We start from the raw sequence: 26233 nt of genomic DNA on the forward strand, positions 1-26233 counted from the left end.
ATTTGGCTACAAAAATTGGTCTATCTCCTGCTCCAACTTTAGAACGTGTTAAGAAACTTGAGAATTCAGGAGTAATTAAGAGCTATCATGCCATGCTTGATACCGATACAGTAGGCCTTGGAGTGAGTACCTTTGTCATGGTTTCCTTAAAAGGGCACAATAAAGACAACATCGATAAGTTTATTCAAAGCATTGAAGAAATTGAAGAAATTATTGAATGTCATCACATCACTGGCTCTGGCGACTTTATTCTTAAAATTATATCAAGCGATATTTCATCTTATCAAAGGCTGATGCTCGAAAAAGTGAGTAATATTGATGTGGTAGATAACATGCAGTCAATGGTAATATTATCTACATTTAAGAACAGTAAAGTAATGCCAATTCCATAGTGATGAGTGATAAAAGTTTGATCTTAACCCATGAGCAAATAATTCAAAAAACCCGAAGGATTGCCTTTGAAATATATGAGCATAACTTTCTGGAAAAGGAAGTTATTCTTGTTGGTATCCACGATGAGGGTTATAATTTTGCTGAAATGCTCAAAACAGAGCTGAAAAATATTGCGCCATTTGAGACAAAACTTGTTGGGCTAAAACTTGACAAGGCGGCTCCTACTCAAAGTGAAATTTCTCTTGAATGTTCCGATGCTGAGCTGAAAAATAAAACCATCATCTTGATAGATGATGTATCAAATACAGGTAAGACCATGGCCTACAGTTTGAAACCTTTTCTAAAGATAAAAGTTAAAAAAATAGAGACGGCAGTTTTGGTTAATCGGAGCCATACACAGTTTCCCATTGCTGTGAAATATAGCGGTTTTGAATTGGCAACTACCATCAAAGATCATGTAACCGCTCAATTAAATAGTGAAAGTAAGGCCGTGTACCTTATCTGATAAAATTGAGTTGTAATAGTAGCCCCTTACATTTATCTTTCACCTGATTTTAATATGGTGAAATGTCTCTACTGGAAAATAAGCTTGAGTTAATGGAGGAAAGTCAAAGGATGGCTACCGAGATAGAAGCTCTGCGTAAGGAGAATGCTGAGCTCAGTCAAAGGCTGAACATCTATGAAACCGCAGCTGACGGGGCTAATGATGGTCTCTGGGATTGGGATTTTGAACATAACCGGCCATTCGTTTCGAGACCCTGGAAGGCCATGCTCGGCATTGCCGAGGATGCAGAAGTGGATATGAATGGTCTTTGGGAGTCGTTGTTGCACCCTGAAGATCATAAGGAAGCTACTGAAGCATTTCACAGTTTTATTGAAGGTGATCTTAATGACTACCGCCAAGAGTTTCGGATGAAGCATGCAGATGGGTCCTACAGGTGGATTTTGTCTAAAGCGAAAGCCGTTAGAGATCAAGATGGAAAAGCCATAAGAATATCGGGCTCGCATACTGACATAACTGATAGGAAACTTTCTGCGAATGCTCTCAAATTTAGTGAAGAAAAGTACCGTTCTATCTTCGAAAACTCCCTTGTAGGGATGTTCAGAACCAATTTTAAGACTGGTGAGATAATAGAAAGTAACGAGAAGTTCTGGCAAATTGTAGGTGTTGATAAGGCGGATGGTTATTCTACCATGGACTTTTACAAGTCCCCGAAAGATCGTGATTTCGTTGTTGGATTGGTAAGAGATAATGGAAAGGCCGAAAATGTAGAACTTGAAATTAAAAGAGCTGATGGTGAGTTGATTTGGGTCAATTTCAGCATAAAACATTATAAAGATGAAGGTATTTTGGAGACTATTATCCTTGATATCACTGAAACAAAGAACAACCTTCTTGAACTTCAGAAAGTCAATTTCGAGCTTGATAGCTTTGTTTATCATGCTTCTCATGACTTAAGATCACCGCTCAGATCTATATTGGGACTTATTGATTTATATCGTTTAGAAGATACTCCTCAGGTTCGTGAGCAGTGCATAGAGCGTATTGAAGGGAGTGTTAAAAGACTGGATGATCTTGTTATGGAATTACTAAGTATTTCCAGAAATGATAGGATCAATGACCCTCATGTAGAGGTTAATATGATGGTGGAAGTAAATAACAGCATCTCAAGTTATTACAATGCCACTAATACTGATAACCTTGAAATTAGGGCCAAAATTTATCAGCCGGTTGTTCTAAAAACTGATGCTACGCGTGTAAGAATTATACTTAATAACATAATTTCTAATGCTATTAAGTATAGAAGTTTCCATAAAGAGAACTCTTTAATTGACATTGAGGTGCATGTAAATGATAAAGAGGCTGTTATATCTATAGAAGATAATGGAGAAGGTATAGAAGAATCAAAATTGCCTCATATCTTTGACATGTTTTATCGTGCTACTGAGAAGAGTGTAGGTTCAGGACTTGGACTTTACATTGTAAAAAAAGTTGCTGATAAATTAAATGCAATAATTGATGTAACAAGCGAAGAGTGGGAAGGAACTACATTTAAGATTACCATTCCAAATTCTTTGCATATCGAAGAATAATCATGTCAGTACATAAGAAGGATATTAAAAAAATCACTACACATCAGCTTCAGGAGATGAAAAATCGTGGTGAGAAAATAGCTATGCTCACGGCCTACGATTTTTCCATGGCCAAAATATTAGATGCAGCTGGAATAGATGTGTTACTTGTAGGGGATTCAGCCTCAAATGTGATGGCTGGTAATGAAACTACCCTGCCTATTACCTTGGATCAAATGATCTATCATGCTACTTCGGTTGTAAAGGCAGTCGAGCGCGCATTTGTTATAGTAGATATTCCTTTTGGGTCTTATCAGGGGAATTCTTCTGAAGCATTAAGATCGGCAATCCGGATAATGAAAGAATCTGGCGCCCATGCTGTGAAGATGGAAGGTGGCAGTGAAATTAAAGAGTCTGTAACACGGATATTAAGTGCTGGCGTTCCGGTAATGGGACATTTGGGACTAACCCCTCAGTCGATTTTCAAATTCGGGACGTATACCGTTCGTGCTAAAGAAGAGGAGGAAGCTAACAAACTTTTGGAAGATGCTAAACTTCTGGAAGAATGTGGATGTTTTTCCATTGTTTTGGAAAAAATACCGGCTCATTTAGCTAAGAAAGTAGCGGAGGCTGTATCTATCCCTATTATTGGAATAGGCGCTGGGCCTGATGTTGATGGGCAAGTATTGGTAATGCAAGATATGCTTGGTATCACCAAGGAATTCAAACCACGCTTTCTCAGAAGATATGCCGACCTGTATACATCAGTTACAGATGCCGTTAGTCATTACATTGAAGATGTAAAGGCCAAGGATTTCCCCAACGAAGAGGAGAAGTACTAGCCATTTTTAGCATTTATGATTCCTGGATAGTAGAAGTGATAGCATCATTTGCAGTTGCTTCAGTACTCTTTTTGATTTCATTAAATATCCAAGCACCTATCGCAACCCTTACTAGAGGCTGTAGGTAAGGGTAGATATAAGTATATGAAAAATCGGCAAAACCGTTGAGAAAAGATAGCCCGAGGTAATATCTTCCAAATGAGCTCAAACTTAGGATTCCGATGAAGATCAGAGAGTAACCTATCCATTTGGCATACCCGGCAATGTTTTGTAACGCCAGGCCATAGAGTAAGCTGCCTAATCCAAAACCATAGATGACTAAAAAATATTTGCTATCAGATATACCTCCCGCTGCTGTCATTAAAGTTGTGAACATATTCTTAGAAATATCGTCCTCAGCTGCTATATATCCCGGTCGCCACATTTGATTAAGGGCATCGATAAGTAAGGCTTGTTGACTCATTTCAGAAAGTGCCCATATAAACAAGAACAATGTTCCTAAAACTATTCTTGATGGATATTTTTTAAACAGGATAAAGGCTATTCCTAAACTGGCAATAAAATTCACCTGCGGGTGGATAAACAAAATCCATAATTTGCTGAGGTATAAAGTGTTCTGATATAGCAGAACACGTGATTCAAAGTCTGAGGCTTCAGGATTTGGAAGAAAAATCAATAGTGCGGTAGTAATAGCACCTAGAACCGAGCATATAGCGCTTATTTTAAGGAAATTGTGGAAGGATTTATTCATTGTTGTCAATTCAAATTAAGTATTTAACCTAAAAATTATATGTGACCCATGTGGTATTTACTTTTCATTTGTGCACGACTGACCTGTCAATAGGAGAATAGTATATAGCAAACAGTGTTTTATTGACATATTTCTACGGGAAACTGGTTGATGAACAGTTGAGTAAAAATAGAAGAATCAATAAACTTCTAACAGTTTTGGTTTTAGTAAGGAGTAAAGTATTATTGTTACTTACGCTATAAGTAGTTTCTCTTCGGGATTTTGTTAACTAAGCATCCAATAATTTCTTAAGCCTTACCCTTTATCAAGAGTTCGGAACTGTTCAGGAAATTGCTAAATCACCTCATGACCTTTGCCCTTCAATGTTTCACTGAAAAGGCTCCATGGCTAATCTTTTACCTTTAGATGTGCCTAGATGCGCATACTAGTAGGATAGTTGTAGATTGATGGAAATACATATTTATAAAACCTAGTGTGTTTTAACTATACACTATTCAATCAGCTACTTTGAGAATATTTTAACAAGCCAAAGTATTAAATATAAGCCTATACCAAAACCAAAGAATAGAACCGAAACCACGAAGGCAATTCTGATGAATGCAACGTCCCATCCAAGTTTTAAACTAAGCCATTGAGCTACTCCTAATATCATGGGTGATGAAGTTTAAATTGTGACTAATTTCAATGTAATAAATTTTATCTTTATTACTTAACTTTCTTTACATCAATCTTATAAACCAACTCCCATGTTTTCATACCATCTGCAGAGTTGTATACATTTTTTAGATAATGAGAGTCTGATACAACGGTATCTACCACTTTAAGGTCAAAATCTTCTTTGCCGCTATAGCCACCTTTTACGATGGTGGTCATTTTTCCATCTACCATTTTAGAACTGAATTTGTGCCACCGTTGTGCCTGTGCATTCAGAAAAAGAGCATCCCACTCCTTGGTAGTTATGTTGAAGCTTCTGATATCAGTCGAAAAGAACCCCGTTGGTGTGGTAAACTGAGACTGGTAGGTGCGATGATCATCAAGGAATTTGCCTTTAATGGTGGCTGTAATATCCAATTTTTTAAAAGTACCATCTTCCTGTTTCATCTCCATTTCCGAAGTCCATTCTCCCAAATAGTATTCAAATTGGGCCAGCTCTGGGATTGATTTATCTGCAAAGCCGTATTCAGATTTTGATTGAGCAAATAGATGGGTACAAATAGATAAGGCAATAAAAGTAGTAAGAATGCGCATGGTATTTTCTGTTTTATCAGTAATACGCATTTAAAAAAAATAGAGATGAGTTAATTGATATTAGATTGCCTTTCTAAGCTTTTGAGTTTCAATCATCTTCATGAATACCTGATTAGTATGGGTATTAAAAGCTATGCGTCTTCCCCGATTGCCTCCGGTATGGCGACCTATAATGCTTATTTTGTTTTGAGCTAATAGCTTTTCTGCTGTGATGATATTTTTTGCACCTACATTAAAATCTTTAAGTCCTATAAAGTGCTGTTGAGCGCCACCAAATATTTTAGCAACCATGTGCTCTTTTCTTGATCCATGCGCCATCATTCTTTCAATTAATTGCTCAATGGCAATGTTACCATACTTTGGAGAGGCTAAGCCTTTACCGTCCCACCATGGTAACATGTAATGGTTCATACCCCCAATTTTGAGAATCTTATCATATATGCATACAGACACACAAGACCCCAGTATGGTGACAATTTTACTGGGTTTTGGCTCGGCAAATATTGTCGATTGAAGGAGGAAGTGTTCGTGTAGGCCGACAGTTTGCATATTAAAATTCTTGTTCGTCTGTAAAGAATATGTCATTTCCCGTACTAGCCATTACCGATGATACGTCAGAAGGAAGTGATGGAATTTTAATTTTTACCGTAGTGCCTTCATGTGGTGTTGACCATAGTTGAATACTTCCATTTAGAATATTAAGCAATTCATTAACTATGGAGAGCCCGAGCCCATGACCTTTATGAGATTTTGTTAAGCCAGATTCGGCTTGTTCAAAACGGTCAAAAATAACCTTTTGTTCTTCTTGCGTGATACCCGCCCCAAAGTCCTTGATAGTTATTGAAAGCACCCCATCTACATCAGCTCCTTCTAAAACTATTTGACTATTCTCTCCGCTGTACTCAATAGCGTTGGCCAGTAAGTTTGTTAGTATAGTTTGCAGTATATATGGGTCAGTACTAAATGTAAGTGATTCAGGCGTATCAAGTTTAAAATTAAAATTAGTTTGTTCTCTAGAGGACTTATGATAATTTACCTGATCCTTGACAAGTGCATTAACATCCACTTTCGTACCCATTGGTTTAACCTCACCCATCTCAATTTCTGCTGCAATTATGATGTTGCGCAACTGAAAATCCAGCGTAAAGGCCTGATCATAGATTAAAGAGCTCATGTTCTTAATCTTCTCACCGGTGCTGTTATTTTCAATGAATGATGCAAGGCCGAGAATTGAAGTGAGTGGATTAACTATCTCATTTCTAACATTTGATAAAAAGCGAGACTTGCCTTTTTCTGACTTTCTAAGTTGTTCACTTAAATTTCTAACTTCTTCTTCCAATCGCAAACATTCTCCAGATAGGTTCACACGCCTTTGAAGTTCAGCGATTAATTCTTCGTTTGAGTAGGGAAGGTCATTCATTTGTATATTATTTAAATTATCTGGTCAACTTGTTTGTTAGGTCCAATAATTTTTCCTTCGTAAAAGGCTTTGTAAACCAGCCTGTAGCACCTGCTGCTTTGGCCTCTTCTTTTAGAGAGGTTTGCGAGTCCGTGGTTAGTACTATTATTGGTACATATTGGTACATTTCAATTTTTCTAACTTCTCGAACCAGCGAAATGCCATCCATTTCTGGCATGTTTAAGTCTGTAATAACGGCATCGACAGGTCGTCCATCAAAAAGCTTTAATCCATCAACTCCATCAACTGCTTTATCAACCCGGTAACCGGATTCTTCTAGAAATAACGCAATTAATTCACGGATGCTTCTGGAGTCGTCTATAACAAAAATTTTTTTTGACATGCTTTTAATATTGCTCATCATCAAGTTACAAAAATTATAAATTAGATAGCAGCAAACACTCTCAACCTATTGGGTGGGCACGATTGTCTAGCAGATGGGTGAAAGCCAGAGTAGGCGGGAAAAGGTATAACTACAGCTCAGCAATATAATGCCATTGATGTCTTAGTTCGGTATTAATGTAGGGATTTCAAAATTTAAGTAGAGCAGAATTGAAAATCACTCACAACTCACAATCTTATTTTGCTCATCTGCTTCGCGACCAAACCAGACTACACCATATTCTTTGTAAAACCCGATGCCCACACCTTTCCACTCTATATCTTTCCACATCCCTAAATTGACTATCAATGGATTGTGTGAAGGGCTTTTCTTCCAGCCTTCCAGTCCTTGCTCTGCTGTAGCACCTGCCGAACTATAGTAGGCTATTTCATAACCATCACCAGAGTATCCTGCTATTTCCCGTGGCTTATCCCACATGCACTGTGCGGCCTTGTGGTCATTGGTGTAGCAGCAAGAGCTCCAATTTCCATTTTCTGACCAGCTGTGGGGATTGCATTCATTGACTTTAGAAAAATCAAAATGATCCGCTAAATCTTTAGCATGCATTTGAGCCACCATCGATAACTTGGCCGAATAAGGAATTGGTTTCAGTCGTTTCTTTTTACGGTAATCATTCATCATTTCATAGAGTTTTTTCTCTTCTGCATTGAGGCAAACGTCAACTTCTATGGGAATGGCAGGAGAAAACCAATTTGTTAAAATGACTAAATATAGAATCTGGATCATAGTGGTGGAATCTTTTGCGTTCTATTTTAACGGCTATGTTGCCAATCTGTTACTTTATACCTCAATTTATGTGATGACTGGCTTTATATACGATCAGCTTTTTGTTAATTTCGCAGTCTTTCAACTTGACTGTTTAAACATCACAATATTTTCAAAAACAGCCTTGTTTTCCTGGCTGTTCTAAAACGTAAAATAATGACAAAGACTTCAAAGATTATTTACACGATTACAGATGAGGCACCTGCCCTTGCTACACATTCATTTTTACCGATAATTAAGGCGTTTACAAAGCCTGCGGAGGTAGAAGTTGAAACTAGAGATATTTCATTGGCAGGACGTATTTTGGCGGTTTTTCCTGAGTACCTTGCTAATGACCAAAAAATCGGTGACGCCCTAACTGAGCTTGGAGATTTGGCTAAAACTCCAGAAGCAAATATTATCAAGCTACCAAATATTAGTGCTTCCATCCCACAGTTGGGTGCAGCTATAAAGGAGTTGCAGTCTAAGGGCTATAAAGTGCCTAACTATCCTGATGAACCCAAGACTGATGAGGAGAAAGAGATTAGATCAAGATACGACAAGGTAAAGGGTAGTGCTGTAAATCCTGTTTTACGTGAAGGAAACTCTGACAGAAGAGCGCCAAGAGCTGTAAAACAATATGCTCAGAAAAACCCACATAGAATGGGGGCTTGGTCTGCTGATTCTAAAACTCATGTCTCACATATGGACGGAGGAGACTTTTACTCCAATGAAAAGTCCGTCACTGTAAGCAAAGCGGGTAGTGTAAAAATCGAATTGGTTGACAATGCAGGTAATGCAACCGTCCTTAAAGATAAAGTAGCTCTTAAAGAAGGTGAGGTAATTGATGCTTCTGTAATGAGTAAAAAGGCTTTGGTGACTTTTCTTGAAAAGCAGATAGCTGAAGCTAAGCAGCAGGGTGTTTTACTTTCGTTGCATATGAAAGCCACAATGATGAAAGTTTCTGACCCAATCATTTTTGGGCATGCTGTTAAAACTTATTTCAAAAGCCTATTTGACAAATTCGGTGCAGATCTAGAATCTGTAGGAGTTGATGTTAAGAATGGCTTTGGCGATGTTTTGGCTAAAATTGGTGAATTGCCAGCTGATAAGAAGGCAGCTGTAGAAGCCGAGATAGAGGCTTGTTTTGCTAATGGCCCGGCTTTGGCAATGGTAAATTCTGATAAAGGAATTACAAACCTGCATGTGCCTAGTGATGTGATTATTGATGCTTCAATGCCTGCGATGATCCGTGAGTCTGGCAAAATGTGGAACACGGAAGGCAAAACACAAGACACAAAAGCAGTAATTCCAGATAACAGCTATGCCGGAATCTATCAGGTGACTATTGATTTTTGTAAGAAACATGGAGCATTTGATCCTAAGACAATGGGTACTGTGCCTAACGTTGGTTTGATGGCGCAGAAAGCTGAAGAATATGGTTCTCATGATAAGACATTTGAAATTCCTGCAGATGGAACTGTAAAAGTTATTGATCAGGATGGATCTGTTTTGATTGAACATAAAGTGGAAACAGGTGATATCTGGAGAATGTGTCAGGCTAAGGATGCTCCAATTCAGGATTGGGTGAAATTAGCTGTAACAAGAGCTAAAGCGACTCAAACACCGGCTATATTCTGGTTAGATAAGAACAGAGCGCATGATGCACAATTGATTGAGAAGGTAAATAAGTATCTTAAAGATCATGATACAGCAGGTTTGGAGATAAAAATCATGGCACCTGAGGAGGCTACTCAATATACTTTAGAGCGTATTAAAGATGGTAAAGACACTATCTCTGTAACGGGTAATGTGTTGAGAGATTACCTAACTGATCTTTTTCCGATTTTGGAGTTGGGTACTTCAGCTAAAATGTTATCCATTGTTCCATTGATGAATGGAGGAGGATTATTTGAAACAGGTGCCGGAGGTTCTGCACCTAAGCATGTTCAGCAATTTGTTGAAGAGGGTCATTTGAGATGGGATTCTTTGGGTGAGTTTTTGGCATTGGCACCCTCCTTAGAGCATTTAGCAAACGCCTCTGGAAACAACAGGGCGCAAGTGTTGGCTGATACTTTAGATGAAGCCACTGGTAAGTTTTTAGATAATGATAAGTCGCCATCAAGAGTGGTGAATGAGTTGGACAACAGAGGCAGCCATTTCTATTTGGCCATGTACTGGGCGCAGGCTTTGGCCGCACAAGATAAGGATGCAGAATTGAAATCTTTGTTTGGCGGGGTAGCCGAGAAGTTGGCGGCTAATGAAACCAAGATAGTGGATGAGCTAAATGCTGCTCAGGGAAGTCCTGTAGATATTGGTGGTTATTATTACCCAGATGAAACAAAGACAAGTAACGCAATGAGACCAAGTGCTACATTTAACGAGATTCTTGGATCTATTTAATCAATAGGTATATATGAAAAGGCCTGTTTCAGTTATGAGACAGGCCTTTTTTATTTTTGGAAGGGTGCTTTGAATACTTAATTCATCGCAATCATTTCCTTTTTCCAAAACACATCTAATATTTTCTGAACTTCTTCGGCCTCATCTGTACGGCCTAGCATGGTTAAAGCCTTCATCTTGCCTCTCAGCGCTTTTGCTCTATTAGTTCTGTTTTCAAGGCTTTGATTGAATTGTTCTAAGGCATCTTCCGCTCTGTCCTTCGTTAGTAACCAGTCTCCATATTGCTCAAAAGAAGGGTAGGCTATAAAAGGAGGCCCTGAATCATAGACACTACTTACCTCAAGTTTGGTGGCTTCTTTTAAATGTTGCTCTACCTTTTCATCATCATTTTCAAGCATGGCTATTAATGCTTCCATCTGATGGATAGTTACTTTGGTTTTGGTAATACCCTCTTTAGTGGGTGCATAACGTGTTGGTCCAGCACTGCACATGGCAATACCATCATCACCTACCACAAGTTTGGCAGCTTCAACATGAAGTTGTAGTGTGTCAACTTCCAAAGCAATTTGCTCTGCATCTTTATTATTAAAGGCCAAAAGGCTTCTAAAAAAATGTTTTTGAGATTTAGCAGGTAATCCCAGTTTGCTATAATCAACATCAACTGGCTCTAAACCTTCTGGCCATTTACCGCTTTCCACTAGCTGTTCATTTTGCATTGTAATGGTGTAACTATCAGAGGCGGTAGAGTCTTTATAATAGCTAATCATTTCTCTTAAAAGCTGTTCTGCTTTATCATAATTTCCTTGCTGCAAGTAGCCGTAGTGTAACCAGGCCATAGAATGGTATCCTCGGGCGTTACCAGTCAAATCTTTTCTCTCAATTCTATTCAAGCTCGCCTGATAAGAGTCAATATTAGAATTTACAACCTCATTCCACATGCCTAAGGCAACATAGATATGAGAGGGCATGTGCAAAGCGTGAGCGGCATCTGGGGCTACTTTAGCGTATTCATTAGCAGCATTCACTGCTAACTTGGCATATTCAGGATCATCGTTAGAATGGATCATGTAGTGAAGTGCTCCCGGGTGGGTAGGATTTTCTTTCATAACGCCAGCAGCTACTTCAGCGGCCTTATTAAGATTTTCCTGATTGTCATAATCAGCCCACATTAATGACAGAGAATAGAAAGCAGCTACTTCCAAATCTTTTGGGTACTTCTCATAAAGTTCCTCCATGTGTTTTGCAAACTCTTTATTCCTTTCGTTAAGCTCACCTTCACCGTACAAAAACTCTATTCCTTCCCAAAACTCTCTCTCTAATCCTTCTTCAGCTTTGCCTAGTCTTTCCTCTTTATTTGATCCTAATTTGGCCATTACCTCTCTGCCCTCTTCAACATTTTGGAGTCCCCAAAGGGCCTTATAGCTACACATGGCTTCTCCCCAATAGGCCATCACCTCATTTTTGTCAGCGGCCTGCGCTTCTAAAAATGCATCTCTCGCATCGTCATATTCAAAACTGTGAAGTAGTAAAAGGCCTTTGTCGAATCCCTCTGATGCTTCTGGAGAAACAGGGAATTTGTACTTAATTTCACCTAGAGTATAGTTGTCTTCAGTAGCAGTTTCTTTCGGTTGGCCGCAGCCAAAAAGAATAATAAGACTAATAAATGGGATGGTTGATAACTTATGCATTCTGAATGGAACTTTGATTTGTTACAAGTTAATCAAATTTCTCTTAAACTATGTCTTTGATAAATTATAGATATCGGCAAGTAAAATAATTATTATCAATCTTTTGCCGGTTAATCAGTTACTTATGGTTATGTAGGGAGATTAAATCACAGCTGAAAATTAAACTTTTGGCTTTTTTGATTACTCTGTCTATGGCTAGGCTTATTTTATTATTATTACTTACAGTATTAATAGAACCTTTGTTGGCTCAAAGGGTTTCTCATTTTTCCTTTACCCCTGCGGGAAGCACCTTCAAAAATGCTGCTGTTCAGGGATTTTGGAATATTGGTGAAGTCACCAAGGGCACTGCAACTACCACAAATTTTACCATCTCACAGGGGTATGTAAGAGGCAATATTGTACTTCAGGTTACTGGAGATACCGACCTTTTAGAAAGTCAGTTTACAATATACCCTAACCCTGTAGTTGATGTGGTAAATATTCGATGGAAAAGGAGCGACAATGTGTTTTATTCCTTTAAGCTATTGGACTTGTCAGGTCAGGAAGTCAAATCAGTATCAAATTTAAGGCAGAATTACACCGATCAAATAGACATGTCAGGGTTAAATAATGGCCTTTATTTGCTCATCATTCAGCAGAAGGGTGCTTACAAGCCTGTTAAACTTAAATTACTTAAAGGGATTAATCATGAATAAATTATTGACTATTACTTTGATGTTCTTGGCAGTGTGTTCGCAAGCTCAGGCTCCTAATACTTTTAGGTATCAAGCGGCTATTCAGAGTAATAGTGGTGAACCAATGGCTAATCAACAACTTACTTTTAGAATAAATATTCTTAGAGGGGCCATAGAAAAAACAAGAGTATATTCAGAATTTCAATCTGTAACTACAGATGATTTTGGTATGGTAAATATCGAGATAGGGACAGGTAATGTAATTTCTGGAAGTATTGCAGGTATTGACTGGTCAATGGGTGCACATTTTTTGAAAGTTGAACTTGATGAGAATGGCCAGGCCAATTTTAAATCATTAAGTGAGGTGCAATTGTTAAGTGTTCCTTATGCACTTTATGCTGAAAGAGCTGGCAACGTAGATGATGCAGATGCTAACCCAAATAATGAAATTCAAGAACTAAGTATAGAGGGTCAAACAATATCAATAAGCTCTGGTAACTCTATTGACCTACCAGTTTATGAAGAAATAGATGGTGATACCCAGAATGAATTACAGACCTTAACGCTTGATGGAGATGTGTTAAGCATTTCAGAGGGTAATCAAGTTACACTTCCAACAGTGACAGACAGTCAAACGCTATCTATTAATGGCAATGAACTTTCAATTTCGGGTGGTAACTCAATAATATTGCCAACGGACGGAAATAATGTGGTAAGTCCAAATCCTGATCAGCCTGTGCCAATGGCATATAGAGGAGGATTGATTTATGTACATCCGACAGATAATGCTGAAAGTATAGTTTTTGGGACAATTTCCGATGTTGGTGCCACTGCTGATGGAGATGGTGCGGCTAATACTGTAAATATTACTTCAGCACTTGGTGCTGGTGTATACGCAGCTCAGGTTTGCGCAGACCTTGAGGCATTTGGTTTTGATGATTGGTATTTGCCTTCTCGTGCTGAGCTAGATGCTATTTACAAGCAAAATTACCTTTTGGCGGATTATGGATTAGAAGGGTATTGGTCTTCTACCGAAACTGCAGTGAACAAAGGATGGGCCATTGATTTTCTAACTGGAGGTACTGCAGATGACAGTAAAAATCTAACCAGAAGATGCCGGTGTGTAAGAAAGTAACTACTTTTTTTTGCCTTTAAGGTCAGCTATTTGCTGTTTTAGCTTGTTGATTTCTGATTCCAGTTCTTCCGTTCTACGATCACGATCTTCATTAATAGCCTGCATTTCCTCAAGGTTCTGCTGAAGCTCTTCTTCTCGCACTTTCAGCTCTTCTTCCTTGATTTTAGATTCTTCAAGCAGTTTTTTGGTTTGCTCGCTAAGTAAAGTGGTATTGATTGTAGTTGTTAGTCTCTCGCTGAACTGTTCGAGAAACTCCCTTCTATATTCAGGTATGGGGTTAAATGATGCCAGCTCCATAACCCCTACAATTACATCTTCATACTTTAAAGGCATGAGCAACAATGCAGCAGGCGTAGACTGACCTAGTCCACTTTCAATCTTAAGGTAATCTGAAGGAAGGCCCTCAATGTATTTTACTACTCTTTCGTTATAGCACTCACCAACAAGTCCGGTACCAGTGTCAAATGATTTGGCTCCAGGATAACCATAGTTAGCCACCATATTTAATAATGTCTCTCCTTCTTCATTTTCCTGGGCGATGTAAAGTGCAGCAATAGGCACCTCAAGCAGTTCGACAACATTTTTAAGAACATCTTGCGTCAACTCTTTTATATTATCCTTGCTGCGGCTCAAGACCTCCCCAAGTTTCACAATGCTTTGGTCTTTCCAGATTCTATCTTTTTCTAACTCTCGCTGTTCAGCAATGGCTTGTTTTTGTTTTTCTACTTCGTCTTGTGCCTCTTTTATTTTACCTTCCAAAATGGCTTTGTCATGGTTAAGGCTACGCTCTCTGTAGTTAATAAATATTCTGACAACTCCGAATAAGGCACCCCCAACTAAAAGGTAAAACCACCAGGTGTTCCAGAAGGGTGGAGAGATATTAATGTTTAGCTGTACACCTTCCTCATTCCATACATTATCATTGTTAGATCCTTTTACCTTAAAGACATAATCACCAGCATTCAGATTTGTATAGGTGGCTGTGCGTTTATTTCCGACATAATTCCAGTCTTCATCAAAACCTTCGAGCATGTAGGCATATTGATTTTTTTCAGGAGAATTGAAATTAAGAGCCGCAAAGCTGAAGCTTAATACAGTATGCGAATAGTCCAAGTCTAACTCCTTGGTGAATGATATACTTTGATTTAAAAGTGAGTCTTGACCAATGCCAACAGGTCTGTTAAATATTTGGAAATCGCTTATGACTACAGGCGGCACATTTGTGTTATTCTTGATTTCATTAGGATAGAAAATATTAAGCCCATTAACACCACCGAACATCATACTGCCATCACGGTTTTTGTAGGAGGCTCCCCAGTAAAATTCATTGCTTTGAAGCCCTTCGCTGGCATCGTAACTTCTGAACTGCTGTGTGGTTTTATTGAATTTTGATAGGCCATTGTTAGTTGATGCCCAGATGTTATTTTCTTCATCCTCCAATATGCCGAAGACTACATTGTTAGCCAATCCATCTTTTTCGGTGAAAGATTTTAGGCTGCCAGACCTGGTATCCAGTACATTAAGACCGCCACCAAAGGTGCCTATCCATAATTGTTTATTTGCATCCATATGCAAGCTTATCACATGGTCGCTGCTTAGGCCTGCACGATTTTCTGTCTGCAGCCCATAGGTAGTAATCGAGGTTCTGTCAGGAGATAATTTATTGAGCCCAGTCCAGGTGCCAATGTACAAAGAGCCATCATCATCTTCCAGAAAGGCCTTTCCCTGAATGGTGCTTTTTAGCTGATCATACTTTGTCTTTTTCCATTGATTTGAAAGAGCATCGTAAGTTGCCAGCCCATTTTCTGTGCCTACCCAAAAAACGCCAAACTGATCTTTGTGAAATACCTGAATACGGTTATCTGGAAGTGAATTGGAAACTCCCGGCTTGCTCTGAATGGTATCCATAGTTCCGGTTAATGGATCATAAATATTGATGCCGCCACCCCAGGTTCCAATCCACATTTTGCCTTCTTCATCTTTATAGAAAGCCGATATTTCCTGATTTACTAAAAGGTTATTTTGCTCAAACATGCGGACATAACCAGTGGTTCTATCCAGGAGGTTAAGACCACCACCTTGTGTGCCTACCCATATTAGCCCCGTTTCATCTTCATAAAGACTTCTTATCAGATTGTTTGATAGTGAATTAGAATTTCCAGGAATGTTTCTGTAAGTATTAAAGCTTTTTCGCTCTAGCAACTTGTTGATTTTATCACCTTCATTACCGATCCACAGTCCGCCTGTTTTATCCTGAAAAATTGCTCTTGGCTGATTGTTGCTTAAACTAGCAGGGTCTGAGGGGTCATTTTTATAATGACTAAACTCGAAAGTCTCCAAATCCAAAATATCTAACCCGCCATTGGTAGCGAGCCATACCAGATTATCATCAAAATGAATGTCATAAACGCCAGTGCCTCCAAGAGAATTATTACTGCTATCATTAATGTAATAGGTAAAGCGCTTTTCATTTTTATTGAGAACATTTAGACCACCATTGTCCGTGCCTACCCATATTTTTCCATCACCCGTACTGTTAATACTTCTTATACTATTAGACTTTAGCCCAAGGCTGTCAGAGGCACTGGCTGAATATCCACCACGAGTTTTGGTTTCCGGATTGTAAAAACTTAGTCCGTTTGATGAATACCAGATCAACCCATCCTCATCTTCATGAAGTGCTAAAATTGGGTCAGTGCTGTTCGCTATTTTTTCAAAATTATTGGTCTCTGGATCAAACCTGTTGAGTCCATTTGACCAGGTGCCTACCCAAAGGATGCCTTTGCTATCCAGCATGACCGACCACACTGCATTGCCGCTAATCGAGTTTTTATTTTCAGGATTGTTCTTATAGTTCACAAATCGTTCTTCCTTAGTGATATAGCAGCTAAGCCCACCACCTTGTGTGGCTATCCAGATATTGCCCAAAGTGTCTGCTTCAAGCGCACGGATATTGTTGTCTGATAGTGAATTCGGATTACCTATTTCATTTTTAAAAATTTTTACATCATAACCATCATAACGTAACAGCCCATCCTGAGAGCCAAACCATATAAAGCCCTGAGCGTCTTGGGTAATAGCAGTGATGGAGCGGTAGTTTAGTGCCCTGATATTATCAAGATGATCGAATTTCAAATCTCTAACCTGACTGAAGGAGGTAAGTGATGAAAGCAGCAAAATGGTTAAAAATGATCTAGTCATACATTCTAATATAATTAAATTTTGAGCGCAATCTATTTAGAATTTTAGTTTTTAGTAAAAAGGGGAATTATTAACTTGAGATGACTAGCAATCGTTTTAAAAGCAAAAAATGAAGTATATGATTTTTCAGATATTATTAATTATTATATGTAGCTGTTCTTCAATAAATGATGAAGTTCAGGAGCCTGAATTTGCCGATGTAAAAAAGGTAGAAGTGAGAGGAGATGAGAATGCATATCAATTTTCTGTTACCTTAAAAAGTCCAGACACTGGGTGTGATCAATATGCGGATTGGTGGGAAGTTATTTCTTCAGATGGCGAGCTAATTTATAGGAGAATACTGGCACACAGTCATGTAGATGAGCAGCCATTTAGCCGATCAGGAGGGTCGGTTAATATTGCCAAAAATCAACAGGTATGGGTGCGGGCGCATATGAACAACACAGGTTATGGCGGATTAGTAATGAAAGGTTCTGTTGATGCGGGCTTCCAAATTACTCCCTGGCCGGATGCTTTTGCAGAGGGGGTTGAAAAGGTGGAGCCATTACCTGCAGGGTGTGCTTTTTAGCCTTTGAATACCTTGGTTTGTCTAACAGGTTCATTTAGTTAAATTAGTAAAAACAAAGTTATGTGATGAGGTCTGTGTACCACAGACCTTGGAGAAGGAACCACTTATTTATATTTTAAAGTGAGGATAATTATTCTAATTCTAACATTGTTGCCCAGCTCGTCAAAGCTTTTTGCTCAAATCAGTGATGACAACTGGAGCAAAAAACCAGACTCTACTTTACTCAGTACCTATATTAATACGCATTTGTACGGAGTATTAGGTTATGAATCAAAAGTTTCTTCTTTAGAGGAACACCAAGTTAAAAATGATCATAATTCTACAAATACACAGGTTATTATTAGAGATCATTCAATTAGCTCGAATCCACTTATTGTGATCAATAACCATCCGTTAGAAAAGGATAAACTAACTGTCAAACTTTATTTGATAGATGTTAAAGAGATTAAATTTCACACCAGTGATGAAGCATATGAAATTTATGGTGTGAGAGCTAAAAATGGAGCTATCCTGATTGAGATTGATAAAAGAAGGTTTAAAAAACTCTGGAAGAATACGGAAGATAACTCAGCTAGCGCTTGTTTATAACGAGTGCTACTAAGTCTCACAATACTATCGCTCAAAAGCACATTAAACAAAAAGGTCCAAGTGAGGCACTTGAACCAGTTTTGTGTAAAATATTAATGCCAGTCTAGCCTTACAACTTAGCTCCTTCTTTTATTGCTTCCACCACTTCAGGGTTGAGTAGTGTTGAGATATCACCCATATTATCAGTGTCTTTAGAGGCTATCTTTCTCAATATTCTACGCATGATTTTACCAGACCTTGTTTTTGGTAGCCCTGGTACTATCTGAATATGATCCGGACGGGCAATTGGCCCAATGATCTTGTTCACTGTTTCTTTTATTTCCGCTATAAGGTTTTCTTCAGATCGACCTTCCATATCGCAAATTACAAAAGCATAAATGCCTTGTCCTTTAATATCATGAGGGAAGCCTACCACGGCAGACTCAACCACTTTAGGATGCTCGTTGATAGCATTTTCTACTTCGGCAGTTCCCATTCTGTGTCCGGAAACATTGATCACATCATCAACCCTTCCTAATATTCTATAGTAGCCATCCTCATCGCGTTTAACACCATCTCCGGTAAAGTACAGATTTTTGAAAGTAGAGAAATAAGTCTGTTTGCAGCGCTCATGGTCACCATAAGTGGTACGGAGCATTGATGGCCATGGATATTTAATACACAGGTTTCCTTCCACACTATTGCCTTGAAGCTCTTTACCATCTCCATCAACAATTACCAGCTGAATACCAGGTAACGGAAGGGTAGCATAAGAAGGTTTGGTAGGTGTAATACCGGCAATTGGAGATATCATAATACCACCAGTTTCTGTCTGCCACCAGGTGTCAACCAATGGGCATTTTCCCTTACCAATATGCGAGTGATACCAGTGCCATGCCTCTTCGTTGATAGGCTCACCTACCGAACCAATAACTTTTAATGAATCTAATTTATATGGTGAAACTGGATCAGTACCAAATGCTTGTAAAGCTCTTATGGCTGTAGGCGCGGTATAGAACTGATTTACCTTATATTTATCTACAATTTTCCAGAAGCGGCCAGCATCAGGGAAAGTAGGTACACCTTCAAACATTACAGTGGTAGCTCCTGCCAGTAACGGTCCATAAACGATATAGGAGTGGCCTGTTATCCAACCTACATCTGCGGTACACCAGTAAACATCACCTTTGCTGTACTGAAAGACATTTTCAAAGGAGTAATTAGTATAGACCATGTATCCACCACAAGTATGGACAACACCTTTAGGCTTGCCTGTTGAACCAGAAGTGTAAAGTATAAAAAGCATGTCTTCTGAATCCATCTCTTCTGCTTTACACACATCAGGCACTTCATCTATGGCATCATGCCACCATATATCTCTGCCACCCTTCATAGACACATTTTCATGCGTTCTTTGATAGACAATCACTTTCTCAACGGTAGAGGTTTTTTCCAAAGCTTCATCCACCACAGGTTTTACCGGTATGGATTTGGCACCTCGGAAGTTGCCATCCGAGGTCAGTACCATTTTGGCCGAGCAGTCATTGATTCTGTCTGCCAAAGCACTTGATGAGAATCCTGCAAATACCACCGAGTGGATGGCCCCAATTCTGGCACAAGCCAACATGGCCACAGCAGCCTCAGGTATCATCGGCATATAGATTATAACCCTATCACCTTTGCCAACACCCTGGGCTTTCATGGCATTTGCAAACTGATTTACTCTATGAAAAAGCTCCTTATAGGTAATAATTTGATTTTGCTCCTTTGGGTCATTAGGCTCCCAAATAATAGCAGGTTTATCACCTAGTGTGTACATATTTCTTTCAAAAATGTTCTCAGTGATATTGAGTTTTGCATTAACAAACCATTTAACATTCGGACCTTTGAAATCCCACTCCACAACCTTGTCCCAGCGTTTTTGCCAGTGAAAGGAGTCTGCAATCTTCGCCCAAAACTCCTCAGGGTTGGTTACGCTTTTTCCGTATTCATGAAAGTATCCTGTAAGGGTTTGTATTTTATCGCTCATAGCTTATTTAAATAACTCTAATTGACACATATAAATCGTTTGCGGTCTAATTTAAGCAATGAGCCATAAACAAAGTATTGGATGCGTCTATTTTTTGATAGACGAACAATAAATTTCATAAGTACCTGACAATCAATAGATAGTTTTAAAAATTATTTCTATATTGTTTTTATTCAAAGTTTAACTATGAAAAAAGTACTAAAAATTGCTGGTGCGATAGTAGCTGTCGTTATCATAATCATTTTAATAGGTGTAACGATAATAAGTGTAAGGGGAATACCCACCTATCCAGTAGAGCAGATTTCATTTGAGCTCAAGAGTACCCCTGAATCCGTGGAGAGAGGCCGAAAACTAGCCTCAGTAATTTGCGCAAATTGTCATGCAAATCAGGAAACAGGAAAATTAACGGGGCAGCAAATGATGGAGGCACCACCAGAGTTTGGAACAATTTATTCCGCCAATATTACACAGGATAAAACTTATGGTATTGGAGACTGGACACCAAGCGAAATTGCCTATTTGTTACGCACAGGAATAAAGAGAGATGGGCAATATGCTCCTCCCTACATGGCCAAACTTCCTAAAATGGCCGATGAAGATATTAATGCCATTATATCATTTCTCAAATCTGATGACAGAATGGTGGTCGCAGACCCAACACCTGACAAGCCTGTAGAGCCGTCATTCCTTACTAAGCTGCTTTGTAATATTGCCTTTAAACCGATGCCTTACCCAACAGCAACGATCAACATGCCTGATACTTCCAATACTGTGGAGTTGGGCAAATATTTGGCTATAAACTTAGAGTGTTTCTCCTGCCATTCTGCTGATTTTAAAACCAATGATTTCATGGATCCAGAGAAAAGTCCTGGTTATTTTGGTGGAGGTAATAAACCTCTAAACAGAGCAGGTCAAGTAATGCTCACCCCTAATCTTACCCCTGATCAGGAGACGGGCATAGGCTTGTGGACAAAAGAGAAATTTGTGAAAGCAGTTCGTTCTGGTATTAAAGAAGGCGAGTCTGCACTAGCGTATCCAATGATGCCATATACTATGCTTACCGATGCTGAGGCTGGTGCTATTTACGACTACCTGCAAACTATTCCTCCCATTAAAAACAAAGTGGAGCGGGTGGTTTATGATTGAAAGTGTTAATTATTAATATTTTTTAAGGGCTATTGATTAATCAGTAGCCCTTTTTTTTAACGTAAATACCCCGCTTATTACCTGACAAAAACCGTTTGGCACTACATTCCTTTGGTTTGATCGTTATTTTGTCAAAATTCAACAGCTTAAAATCAATCAATAATATGGAACTAACAATAACCAACCTTTCTAAAACCTATTCCAATGGAGTAAAGGCACTAAACGATGTCAACCTTACAATACCCAAGGGGATGTTTGGCTTGCTAGGCCCAAATGGAGCGGGTAAGTCAAGTCTAATGCGAACTATCGCTACGTTGCAAGAACCTGATTCTGGAACTATAACACTCGGTGATTTAGATGTACTTACCGAGAAAGATGAGGTGCGAAAAGTTTTAGGCTATCTCCCACAGGAGTTTGGTGTATATCCAAAGATTGATGCCGAAACTTTATTGGATCATCTAGCCGTTTTGAAGGGTATTGCCAATGCAAAGGAGCGTAAGGAGATTGTGAAAGCATTACTTCAAAAAACTAATCTTTATAAATTCAGGACAAAGAATCTAGGAGGCTTCTCTGGTGGAATGAAGCAACGGTTTGGTATTGCGCAGGCACTATTGGCAGATCCTAAATTGATAATTGTAGATGAGCCTACTGCCGGACTAGACCCTGCTGAAAGGAATAGATTCCATAATTTATTAGCAGAAATCGGGGAGAATACTGTGGTTATCTTGTCTACTCATATTGTTGATGATGTAAAGGAGCTTTGCACTCAGATGGCTATCATCAACCAAGGCAATGTGCTTCTTACAGGTCACCCAGAGCAGTCAATAGAAGCTATAAAAGGGAAAATTTGGCGTAAAAGAATAGAGAAAGGAGAGTTGGAGGATTATAAAAAGCAGTATACCGTTATTTCTGATAAAATGTTTGCGGGTAAGCCAGAAATAAGAGTATTCAGTGATGGTCAACCTGACCCTTCTTTTGACAATGTAGAATCTCATTTGGAGGATGTTTATTTTACGCAAATTAATGCAGCAGTAAAAGAGGAGGCAGCGGATGTGGTTTAAGATATTAAAGTTTGAGTTAAAGTATAGGGCCAATCGACCGGCCACGTACATCTATTTTGGCATTCTGTTTCTGATGTCATTTTTGGCCATGTCTACAGATGTAGTGCGTATTGGCGGTGGAGCAGGACTTGTAAAGGAAAATGCACCAGTTACTATTGCTTCAATGATGGGTATCCTGTCAGCGGTTTTTGTTATGATTTCTTCTGCTATTATGGGAGTGGCGGTATTAAGAGATTTTGACCATAAAATGGAGTCGATCATTTTTACCAACCCGATTAAAAAGCTCGATTATTTGCTGGGTAGGTTTATAGGTTCATTTATCATTTTACTTTTAGTATTTAGCGGTATAGTGCTGGGCTTTATGTTAGGTGAGATTATGCCCTGGAGAGATGCAGAAAAACTACTTCCTTTTAATGCCTGGAACTATATTCAGCCATTTCTGACTTTTATCGTTCCTAACTTATTTTTTACTGGGGCATTATTTTTTGTAGCAGGGGCTTTAAGCCGAAAAATGGTGGTGGTTTACCTTCAATGGATAGCCTTGTTCATTGTGTATCAAGTCACCTTAATTATTACAAGTGAAATTGATAATCGTACGTTAGCGGCCATTTTAGATCCTTTTGCTTTAAGTACGATGAACAATGTAACGCAATACTGGACTGTAGTAGAGCAAAATACCAATGTTATACCTCTTTCGGGGAAGGTGCTTATTAATCGATTAATCTGGGTTAGCGTTGGTTTTATTACTTTGATTATTGGCTACTTCACCTTTAGCTTCAATGTGGTTAAATCAAGTTGGTTTAAGCCTAAGCAAAAGGTTCAGAAAACAGAGAAGTTTCCAGATGTTGATATTCCTAAAGTAAGTCAATCATTTACAATGAGTGTTACGCTTCAGCAACTATGGAAGAATTCATGGTTTTATTGTAAAGACATACTGAACAGTGTTGTTTTCAAAGCCATTACCTTTTTTGGAATTTTTATTTTAGTGCTCAATTCATTCTACATGGGTAGAGTTTTTGGCATGAATACTTACCCAACTACCTATCAGATTTTACAGCTGATAGGCGGCTTTAATTTATTCTTCCTTATCATATTGGTGTCTTTTTCTGGTGAGCTTATCTGGAAAGAACGTGATGTGAAGATTAATCTTATTTATGATGCCATGCCCGTTAAGGATTTTGTTAATCTGCTGGGCAAATTTTTCGGGATGATCATGCTTTTCATTTTCATGCTCCTGGTACTTTTAGTTACAGGGGTGCTCATCCAGACTTTTAAGGGATATTACGATTATAATATTGCAGTCTATTTTAAGACCTTGTTTACAGAAACACTGTTTTTCTTAATACTTTACACACTGCTGTGCTTCTTCATTCAGGTGATTGTTAATAACAAGTTTCTTGGGTATGCCGTGATCATATTATTTTTCATTGCCTCTGCGGTACTTTCAACTTTAGGAGTAGAACACAGCTTGTTTCAGTTTGCAGAAACTGACCTTGGGCCTTACTCTGACATGAATGGCTACGGACACTATGTAACGAGCTTTAGTTGGTTAAATGTCTATTGGCTTGGACTAGCTATGATACTCTTTGTATTGGCTACTATGTTCTCAGTTAGAGGATCTGAAGCTCTTATGAAAATTAGATTTAAGGTGGGCAAGCTCAGGTTGACTAAGCCATTGGTAACATTTCTATTAATGGCAGTTATAGTCTTTATATTCTCAGGGGGCTTTGTTTATTATAACACCAATGTGTTGAATACGTATCAAAATTCTGATGAAAATGAAGATGATCAGGCCGAATATGAGAAGACACTGAAGCAGTATGAATTTATCACACAGCCAAAGATTATTGACGTTAACCTAAAGGTTGATTTGTATCCGAAAAAGCGAGATTATAATGCCTCAGGGACTTATATATTAAGAAATGATAGTGATGAGCCTATTGATAAAATCCATGTACAGCAAAACCCTAGTAGTCAGATTACATTAGACAGCTTGTATTTTTCTGTATCTGCTGGCATAGAGGAAGATTTTGAAAAATTCAAATACACTATTTATAAACTGGAAGAGCCACTCAACCCAGGCGAGCAACTTAAAATGCATTTTAAGACTCGTTTTGTAACCAAGGGCTTTGTAACAAGCAATCAAAATAATAGTGTAGTTTACAACGGTACCTTTTTTAACAGTCAGCAATTTCCAAGTTTGGGTTACAATGAGGGTTTTGAACTCTTTACAGATGATGACCGTAAAGATCATGACTTGAAACCAAAGGAGCGGTCAATGGAAAGAGATGACCCAAGAGGGTTAGCTAATGACTTTTTTGGTGATGATTCTGATGGCATCCAATTTGAAATAGTTATTAGTACTGATCCAGAGCAGATTGCAGTTGCTCCTGGGTATCTTCAAAAAGAGTGGGAAGAAAATGGCCGTAAATATTTCCATTATAAGATGGATCAGAAAATGGCCAATTTCTACAGTGTTATTTCTGCAGAGTATGAAGTTGTTCGTGATAAGATGACCATCAATATGGATAGTACCTCCAAAGATGTTGCCCTGGAAATTTATTATAACAAAGGACATGAGTACAATCTGGAACGCATGATGAGATCAATGAAAAACTCATTCACTTATTTCTCCAAAGAGTTTTCTCCCTATCAGTTTTCTCAAATGAGAATTTTGGAATTCCCGAGATATTCATCTTTCGCTCAATCATTTGCTAATACGGTGCCTTTCTCAGAAGGAATAGGCTTTGTGGTTGAGATCAAAGATGAGGATGATGTGGATATAGCCTACTACGTTACGTCCCATGAGCTGGCTCACCAGTGGTGGGGTCATCAGCTAATACCAGCTAATGTGCGCGGTGCAGCTATGCTTTCTGAGACACTTTCTCAGTATTCTGCACTGATGGTGATGAAGAATGAATACTCTATGGAAAACATGCAGGAATTTTTGAAAGAGGAAATGAATCGCTACCTCTCAGGAAGAGCCAATGAGCAGAAAAAAGAAATGCCTGTGACTTTGGTAGAATCTCAAAACTATATTCACTATGGCAAAGGTGCCGTTAACATGTTTGCCCTTCAGGATTATATTGGAGAAGACAGTGTTAATATGGCACTGAAGAGGTTTGTAAGAGACTGGAATATCTTTGTTGAGAAAGAGAGATATCCTACAACTATAGATTTAATGGGTTATTTGAGAGCAGTAACACCTGATAGCATGCAATATCTGGTGACTGATTTGTTTGATAAAATCATCCTGTTCGAGAATAAGGTTGAAACTTCAACTTATGCATCAGTCGGGGATAATAAATGGGAAGTGGAGCTGGCCATTAATTCCAAAAAATTAGAGGCTGATAGCCTGGGTTCTGAGACGGCAGTACCTAATAATTACTGGATAGATATAGGTGTTTATGGAGAAGATGAAGATGGTAAAGACAAGCTTCTTTATTTGAAAAAGCATTTGATTGACGAGGAAGATATGACCTTCAAAATTGAGGTGGATGAAAAGCCAACTAAAGCTGGTATTGATCCAATCAATAAACTGATTGATAGAAATCCTGAGGATAATATTAAGAAGGTAACTGAAAAAGAATCATCCTGATATAAAAAATAATGTCATTCGGTTATCAGTATTGATTCCCGAATGACATTTTAAAAGCCAACCTACATTCTTGCAGCTTTATTATGCTGAATTTCCGCAAATGGCACTGAGCCATATATGCGATTTAATATTTCTGAAACTTGTTGAAATCCCTGGTAAAGTAGAGCTCAGGGCAGATAGATTTTTTTGGTGTTGGCAAACTGTTTTCACAGTGATTTGCGGTTTAATATTTACATTACTTCCTAATAGC

The 26233-nt window shown here is 38.6% G+C and carries 22 protein-coding genes; 12 read left to right on the forward strand and 10 right to left on the reverse strand.

Going from position 1 to position 26233, the window contains the following annotated elements; all coding sequences use genetic code 11:
* The 4 genes from E1140_RS17535 to panB form a co-directional block, all read left to right on the forward strand.
* Nucleotides 1-392: Lrp/AsnC family transcriptional regulator (locus tag E1140_RS17535; RefSeq protein ID WP_155187006.1), on the forward strand; the 392-nt coding region annotated here is incomplete at its 5' end.
* 2 nt (nucleotides 393-394) lie between these two features.
* On the forward strand, nucleotides 395-898 hold the full coding sequence (locus tag E1140_RS17540) for a phosphoribosyltransferase family protein (protein WP_155187009.1): 504 nt from the start codon (nucleotides 395-397) through the stop codon (nucleotides 896-898).
* Nucleotides 899-960: 62 nt separating this feature from the next.
* Complete coding sequence (locus E1140_RS17545) at nucleotides 961-2487, forward strand: PAS domain-containing sensor histidine kinase (RefSeq protein WP_155187012.1); 1527 nt, start codon at nucleotides 961-963, stop codon at nucleotides 2485-2487.
* Between the two features lie 2 nt (nucleotides 2488-2489).
* The gene (panB, locus tag E1140_RS17550) at nucleotides 2490-3308 is read left to right on the forward strand and encodes a 3-methyl-2-oxobutanoate hydroxymethyltransferase (RefSeq protein ID WP_155187015.1); all 819 of its coding nucleotides are present in this window, start codon (nucleotides 2490-2492) and stop codon (nucleotides 3306-3308) included.
* 13 nt (nucleotides 3309-3321) lie between these two features.
* On the opposite strand, the gene E1140_RS17555 is transcribed toward panB, so the two are convergent.
* The 7 genes from E1140_RS17555 to E1140_RS17585 form a co-directional block, all read right to left on the reverse strand.
* Nucleotides 3322-4059, reverse strand: coding sequence for a hypothetical protein (locus E1140_RS17555; protein ID WP_155187018.1), 738 nt, complete (start codon nucleotides 4057-4059; stop codon nucleotides 3322-3324).
* A gap of 502 nt (nucleotides 4060-4561) precedes the next feature.
* Nucleotides 4562-4711 carry a PspC domain-containing protein gene (locus E1140_RS22110; protein WP_155187021.1) on the reverse strand — a complete coding sequence of 50 codons (150 nt, stop codon included), beginning with the start codon at nucleotides 4709-4711 and terminating at the stop codon, nucleotides 4562-4564.
* Between the two features lie 53 nt (nucleotides 4712-4764).
* Complete coding sequence (locus E1140_RS17565; RefSeq protein WP_155187024.1) at nucleotides 4765-5337, reverse strand: hypothetical protein; 573 nt, start codon at nucleotides 5335-5337, stop codon at nucleotides 4765-4767.
* Between the two features lie 30 nt (nucleotides 5338-5367).
* Complete coding sequence (locus E1140_RS17570; protein ID WP_221412716.1) at nucleotides 5368-5718, reverse strand: chemotaxis protein CheD; 351 nt, start codon at nucleotides 5716-5718, stop codon at nucleotides 5368-5370.
* A 139-nt stretch (nucleotides 5719-5857) separates the two neighbouring features.
* The gene (locus E1140_RS17575) at nucleotides 5858-6727 is read right to left on the reverse strand and encodes a sensor histidine kinase (RefSeq protein WP_155187030.1); all 870 of its coding nucleotides are present in this window, start codon (nucleotides 6725-6727) and stop codon (nucleotides 5858-5860) included.
* A gap of 16 nt (nucleotides 6728-6743) precedes the next feature.
* The gene (locus tag E1140_RS17580) at nucleotides 6744-7109 is read right to left on the reverse strand and encodes a response regulator (protein ID WP_155187033.1); all 366 of its coding nucleotides are present in this window, start codon (nucleotides 7107-7109) and stop codon (nucleotides 6744-6746) included.
* 216 nt (nucleotides 7110-7325) lie between these two features.
* Nucleotides 7326-7895 (reverse strand): CAP domain-containing protein, encoded by a 570-nt coding sequence (locus E1140_RS17585; protein WP_155187036.1) that lies wholly within the window; start codon nucleotides 7893-7895, stop codon nucleotides 7326-7328.
* Between the two features lie 192 nt (nucleotides 7896-8087).
* Between E1140_RS17585 and E1140_RS17590 the strand changes: the two genes are divergently transcribed.
* Nucleotides 8088-10316: an NADP-dependent isocitrate dehydrogenase gene (locus E1140_RS17590; protein WP_343034267.1), complete on the forward strand. Its 2229-nt coding sequence runs from the start codon at nucleotides 8088-8090 to the stop codon at nucleotides 10314-10316.
* Nucleotides 10317-10393: 77 nt separating this feature from the next.
* On the opposite strand, the gene E1140_RS17595 is transcribed toward E1140_RS17590, so the two are convergent.
* Nucleotides 10394-12004, reverse strand: a complete 1611-nt coding sequence (locus E1140_RS17595; protein WP_155187042.1) for a tetratricopeptide repeat protein — start codon at nucleotides 12002-12004, stop codon at nucleotides 10394-10396.
* Nucleotides 12005-12195: 191 nt separating this feature from the next.
* Between E1140_RS17595 and E1140_RS17600 the strand changes: the two genes are divergently transcribed.
* Both E1140_RS17600 and E1140_RS17605 read left to right on the forward strand, forming a co-directional pair.
* The gene (locus E1140_RS17600) at nucleotides 12196-12699 is read left to right on the forward strand and encodes a T9SS type A sorting domain-containing protein (protein WP_155187045.1); all 504 of its coding nucleotides are present in this window, start codon (nucleotides 12196-12198) and stop codon (nucleotides 12697-12699) included.
* The gene (locus tag E1140_RS17605; RefSeq protein ID WP_185153658.1) at nucleotides 12692-13813 is read left to right on the forward strand and encodes an Lcl domain-containing protein; all 1122 of its coding nucleotides are present in this window, start codon (nucleotides 12692-12694) and stop codon (nucleotides 13811-13813) included. Before E1140_RS17600 ends, E1140_RS17605 begins: the two co-directional genes overlap by 8 nt.
* Here the strand turns inward: E1140_RS17605 and E1140_RS17610 are convergent, their stop codons facing one another.
* Nucleotides 13814-17014 (reverse strand): ligand-binding sensor domain-containing protein, encoded by a 3201-nt coding sequence (locus E1140_RS17610; RefSeq protein ID WP_155187051.1) that lies wholly within the window; start codon nucleotides 17012-17014, stop codon nucleotides 13814-13816.
* A gap of 109 nt (nucleotides 17015-17123) precedes the next feature.
* Between E1140_RS17610 and E1140_RS17615 the strand changes: the two genes are divergently transcribed.
* Both E1140_RS17615 and E1140_RS17620 read left to right on the forward strand, forming a co-directional pair.
* Nucleotides 17124-17582, forward strand: a complete 459-nt coding sequence (locus E1140_RS17615) for a hypothetical protein (protein WP_221412717.1) — start codon at nucleotides 17124-17126, stop codon at nucleotides 17580-17582.
* A 120-nt stretch (nucleotides 17583-17702) separates the two neighbouring features.
* Nucleotides 17703-18170, forward strand: a complete 468-nt coding sequence (locus E1140_RS17620) for a hypothetical protein (protein ID WP_155187054.1) — start codon at nucleotides 17703-17705, stop codon at nucleotides 18168-18170.
* Between the two features lie 109 nt (nucleotides 18171-18279).
* Here E1140_RS17620 and acs read toward each other — a convergent pair whose 3' ends face one another.
* Entirely contained in the window at nucleotides 18280-20178 is a 1899-nt protein-coding gene (acs, locus tag E1140_RS17625) for an acetate--CoA ligase (protein WP_155187057.1), read from the reverse strand.
* A 186-nt stretch (nucleotides 20179-20364) separates the two neighbouring features.
* Here acs and E1140_RS17630 point away from each other — a divergent pair, with 186 nt between their 5' ends.
* The 3 genes from E1140_RS17630 to E1140_RS17640 all read left to right on the forward strand — a co-directional run bounded on the left by E1140_RS17630 (nucleotide 20365) and on the right by E1140_RS17640 (nucleotide 25983).
* Nucleotides 20365-21324: a c-type cytochrome gene (locus E1140_RS17630; protein ID WP_155187059.1), complete on the forward strand. Its 960-nt coding sequence runs from the start codon at nucleotides 20365-20367 to the stop codon at nucleotides 21322-21324.
* A 164-nt stretch (nucleotides 21325-21488) separates the two neighbouring features.
* Nucleotides 21489-22385 (forward strand): ABC transporter ATP-binding protein, encoded by an 897-nt coding sequence (locus E1140_RS17635; RefSeq protein WP_155187062.1) that lies wholly within the window; start codon nucleotides 21489-21491, stop codon nucleotides 22383-22385.
* Entirely contained in the window at nucleotides 22375-25983 is a 3609-nt protein-coding gene (locus tag E1140_RS17640; RefSeq protein WP_155187065.1) for an ABC transporter permease/M1 family aminopeptidase, read from the forward strand. Before E1140_RS17635 ends, E1140_RS17640 begins: the two co-directional genes overlap by 11 nt.
* Nucleotides 25984-26233 lie beyond the last annotated feature (250 nt).

Origin of the sequence: Fulvivirga lutimaris (genome assembly GCF_009711525.1) — a bacterium.
In the GTDB taxonomy this organism is placed as follows: domain Bacteria; phylum Bacteroidota; class Bacteroidia; order Cytophagales; family Cyclobacteriaceae; genus Fulvivirga; species Fulvivirga lutimaris.

Bases quoted from the DNA above. Each gene is read 5' to 3' on its own strand.
- E1140_RS17540 (WP_155187009.1), top strand. From the start codon at position 395: ATGAGTGATAAAAGTTTGATCTTAACCCATGAGCAAATAATTCAAAAA.
- E1140_RS17545 (WP_155187012.1), top strand. From the start codon at position 961: ATGTCTCTACTGGAAAATAAGCTTGAGTTAATGGAGGAAAGTCAAAGG.
- panB (WP_155187015.1), top strand. From the start codon at position 2,490: ATGTCAGTACATAAGAAGGATATTAAAAAAATCACTACACATCAGCTT.
- E1140_RS17555 (WP_155187018.1), bottom strand. From the start codon at position 4,059: ATGAATAAATCCTTCCACAATTTCCTTAAAATAAGCGCTATATGCTCG.
- E1140_RS22110 (WP_155187021.1), bottom strand. From the start codon at position 4,711: ATGATATTAGGAGTAGCTCAATGGCTTAGTTTAAAACTTGGATGGGAC.
- E1140_RS17565 (WP_155187024.1), bottom strand. From the start codon at position 5,337: ATGCGTATTACTGATAAAACAGAAAATACCATGCGCATTCTTACTACT.
- E1140_RS17570 (WP_221412716.1), bottom strand. From the start codon at position 5,718: ATGAACCATTACATGTTACCATGGTGGGACGGTAAAGGCTTAGCCTCT.
- E1140_RS17575 (WP_155187030.1), bottom strand. From the start codon at position 6,727: ATGAATGACCTTCCCTACTCAAACGAAGAATTAATCGCTGAACTTCAA.
- E1140_RS17580 (WP_155187033.1), bottom strand. From the start codon at position 7,109: ATGTCAAAAAAAATTTTTGTTATAGACGACTCCAGAAGCATCCGTGAA.
- E1140_RS17585 (WP_155187036.1), bottom strand. From the start codon at position 7,895: ATGATCCAGATTCTATATTTAGTCATTTTAACAAATTGGTTTTCTCCT.
- E1140_RS17595 (WP_155187042.1), bottom strand. From the start codon at position 12,004: ATGCATAAGTTATCAACCATCCCATTTATTAGTCTTATTATTCTTTTT.
- E1140_RS17600 (WP_155187045.1), top strand. From the start codon at position 12,196: ATGGCTAGGCTTATTTTATTATTATTACTTACAGTATTAATAGAACCT.
- E1140_RS17605 (WP_185153658.1), top strand. From the start codon at position 12,692: ATGAATAAATTATTGACTATTACTTTGATGTTCTTGGCAGTGTGTTCG.
- E1140_RS17610 (WP_155187051.1), bottom strand. From the start codon at position 17,014: ATGACTAGATCATTTTTAACCATTTTGCTGCTTTCATCACTTACCTCC.
- E1140_RS17615 (WP_221412717.1), top strand. From the start codon at position 17,124: ATGAAGTATATGATTTTTCAGATATTATTAATTATTATATGTAGCTGT.
- acs (WP_155187057.1), bottom strand. From the start codon at position 20,178: ATGAGCGATAAAATACAAACCCTTACAGGATACTTTCATGAATACGGA.
- E1140_RS17630 (WP_155187059.1), top strand. From the start codon at position 20,365: ATGAAAAAAGTACTAAAAATTGCTGGTGCGATAGTAGCTGTCGTTATC.
- E1140_RS17635 (WP_155187062.1), top strand. From the start codon at position 21,489: ATGGAACTAACAATAACCAACCTTTCTAAAACCTATTCCAATGGAGTA.
- E1140_RS17640 (WP_155187065.1), top strand. From the start codon at position 22,375: ATGTGGTTTAAGATATTAAAGTTTGAGTTAAAGTATAGGGCCAATCGA.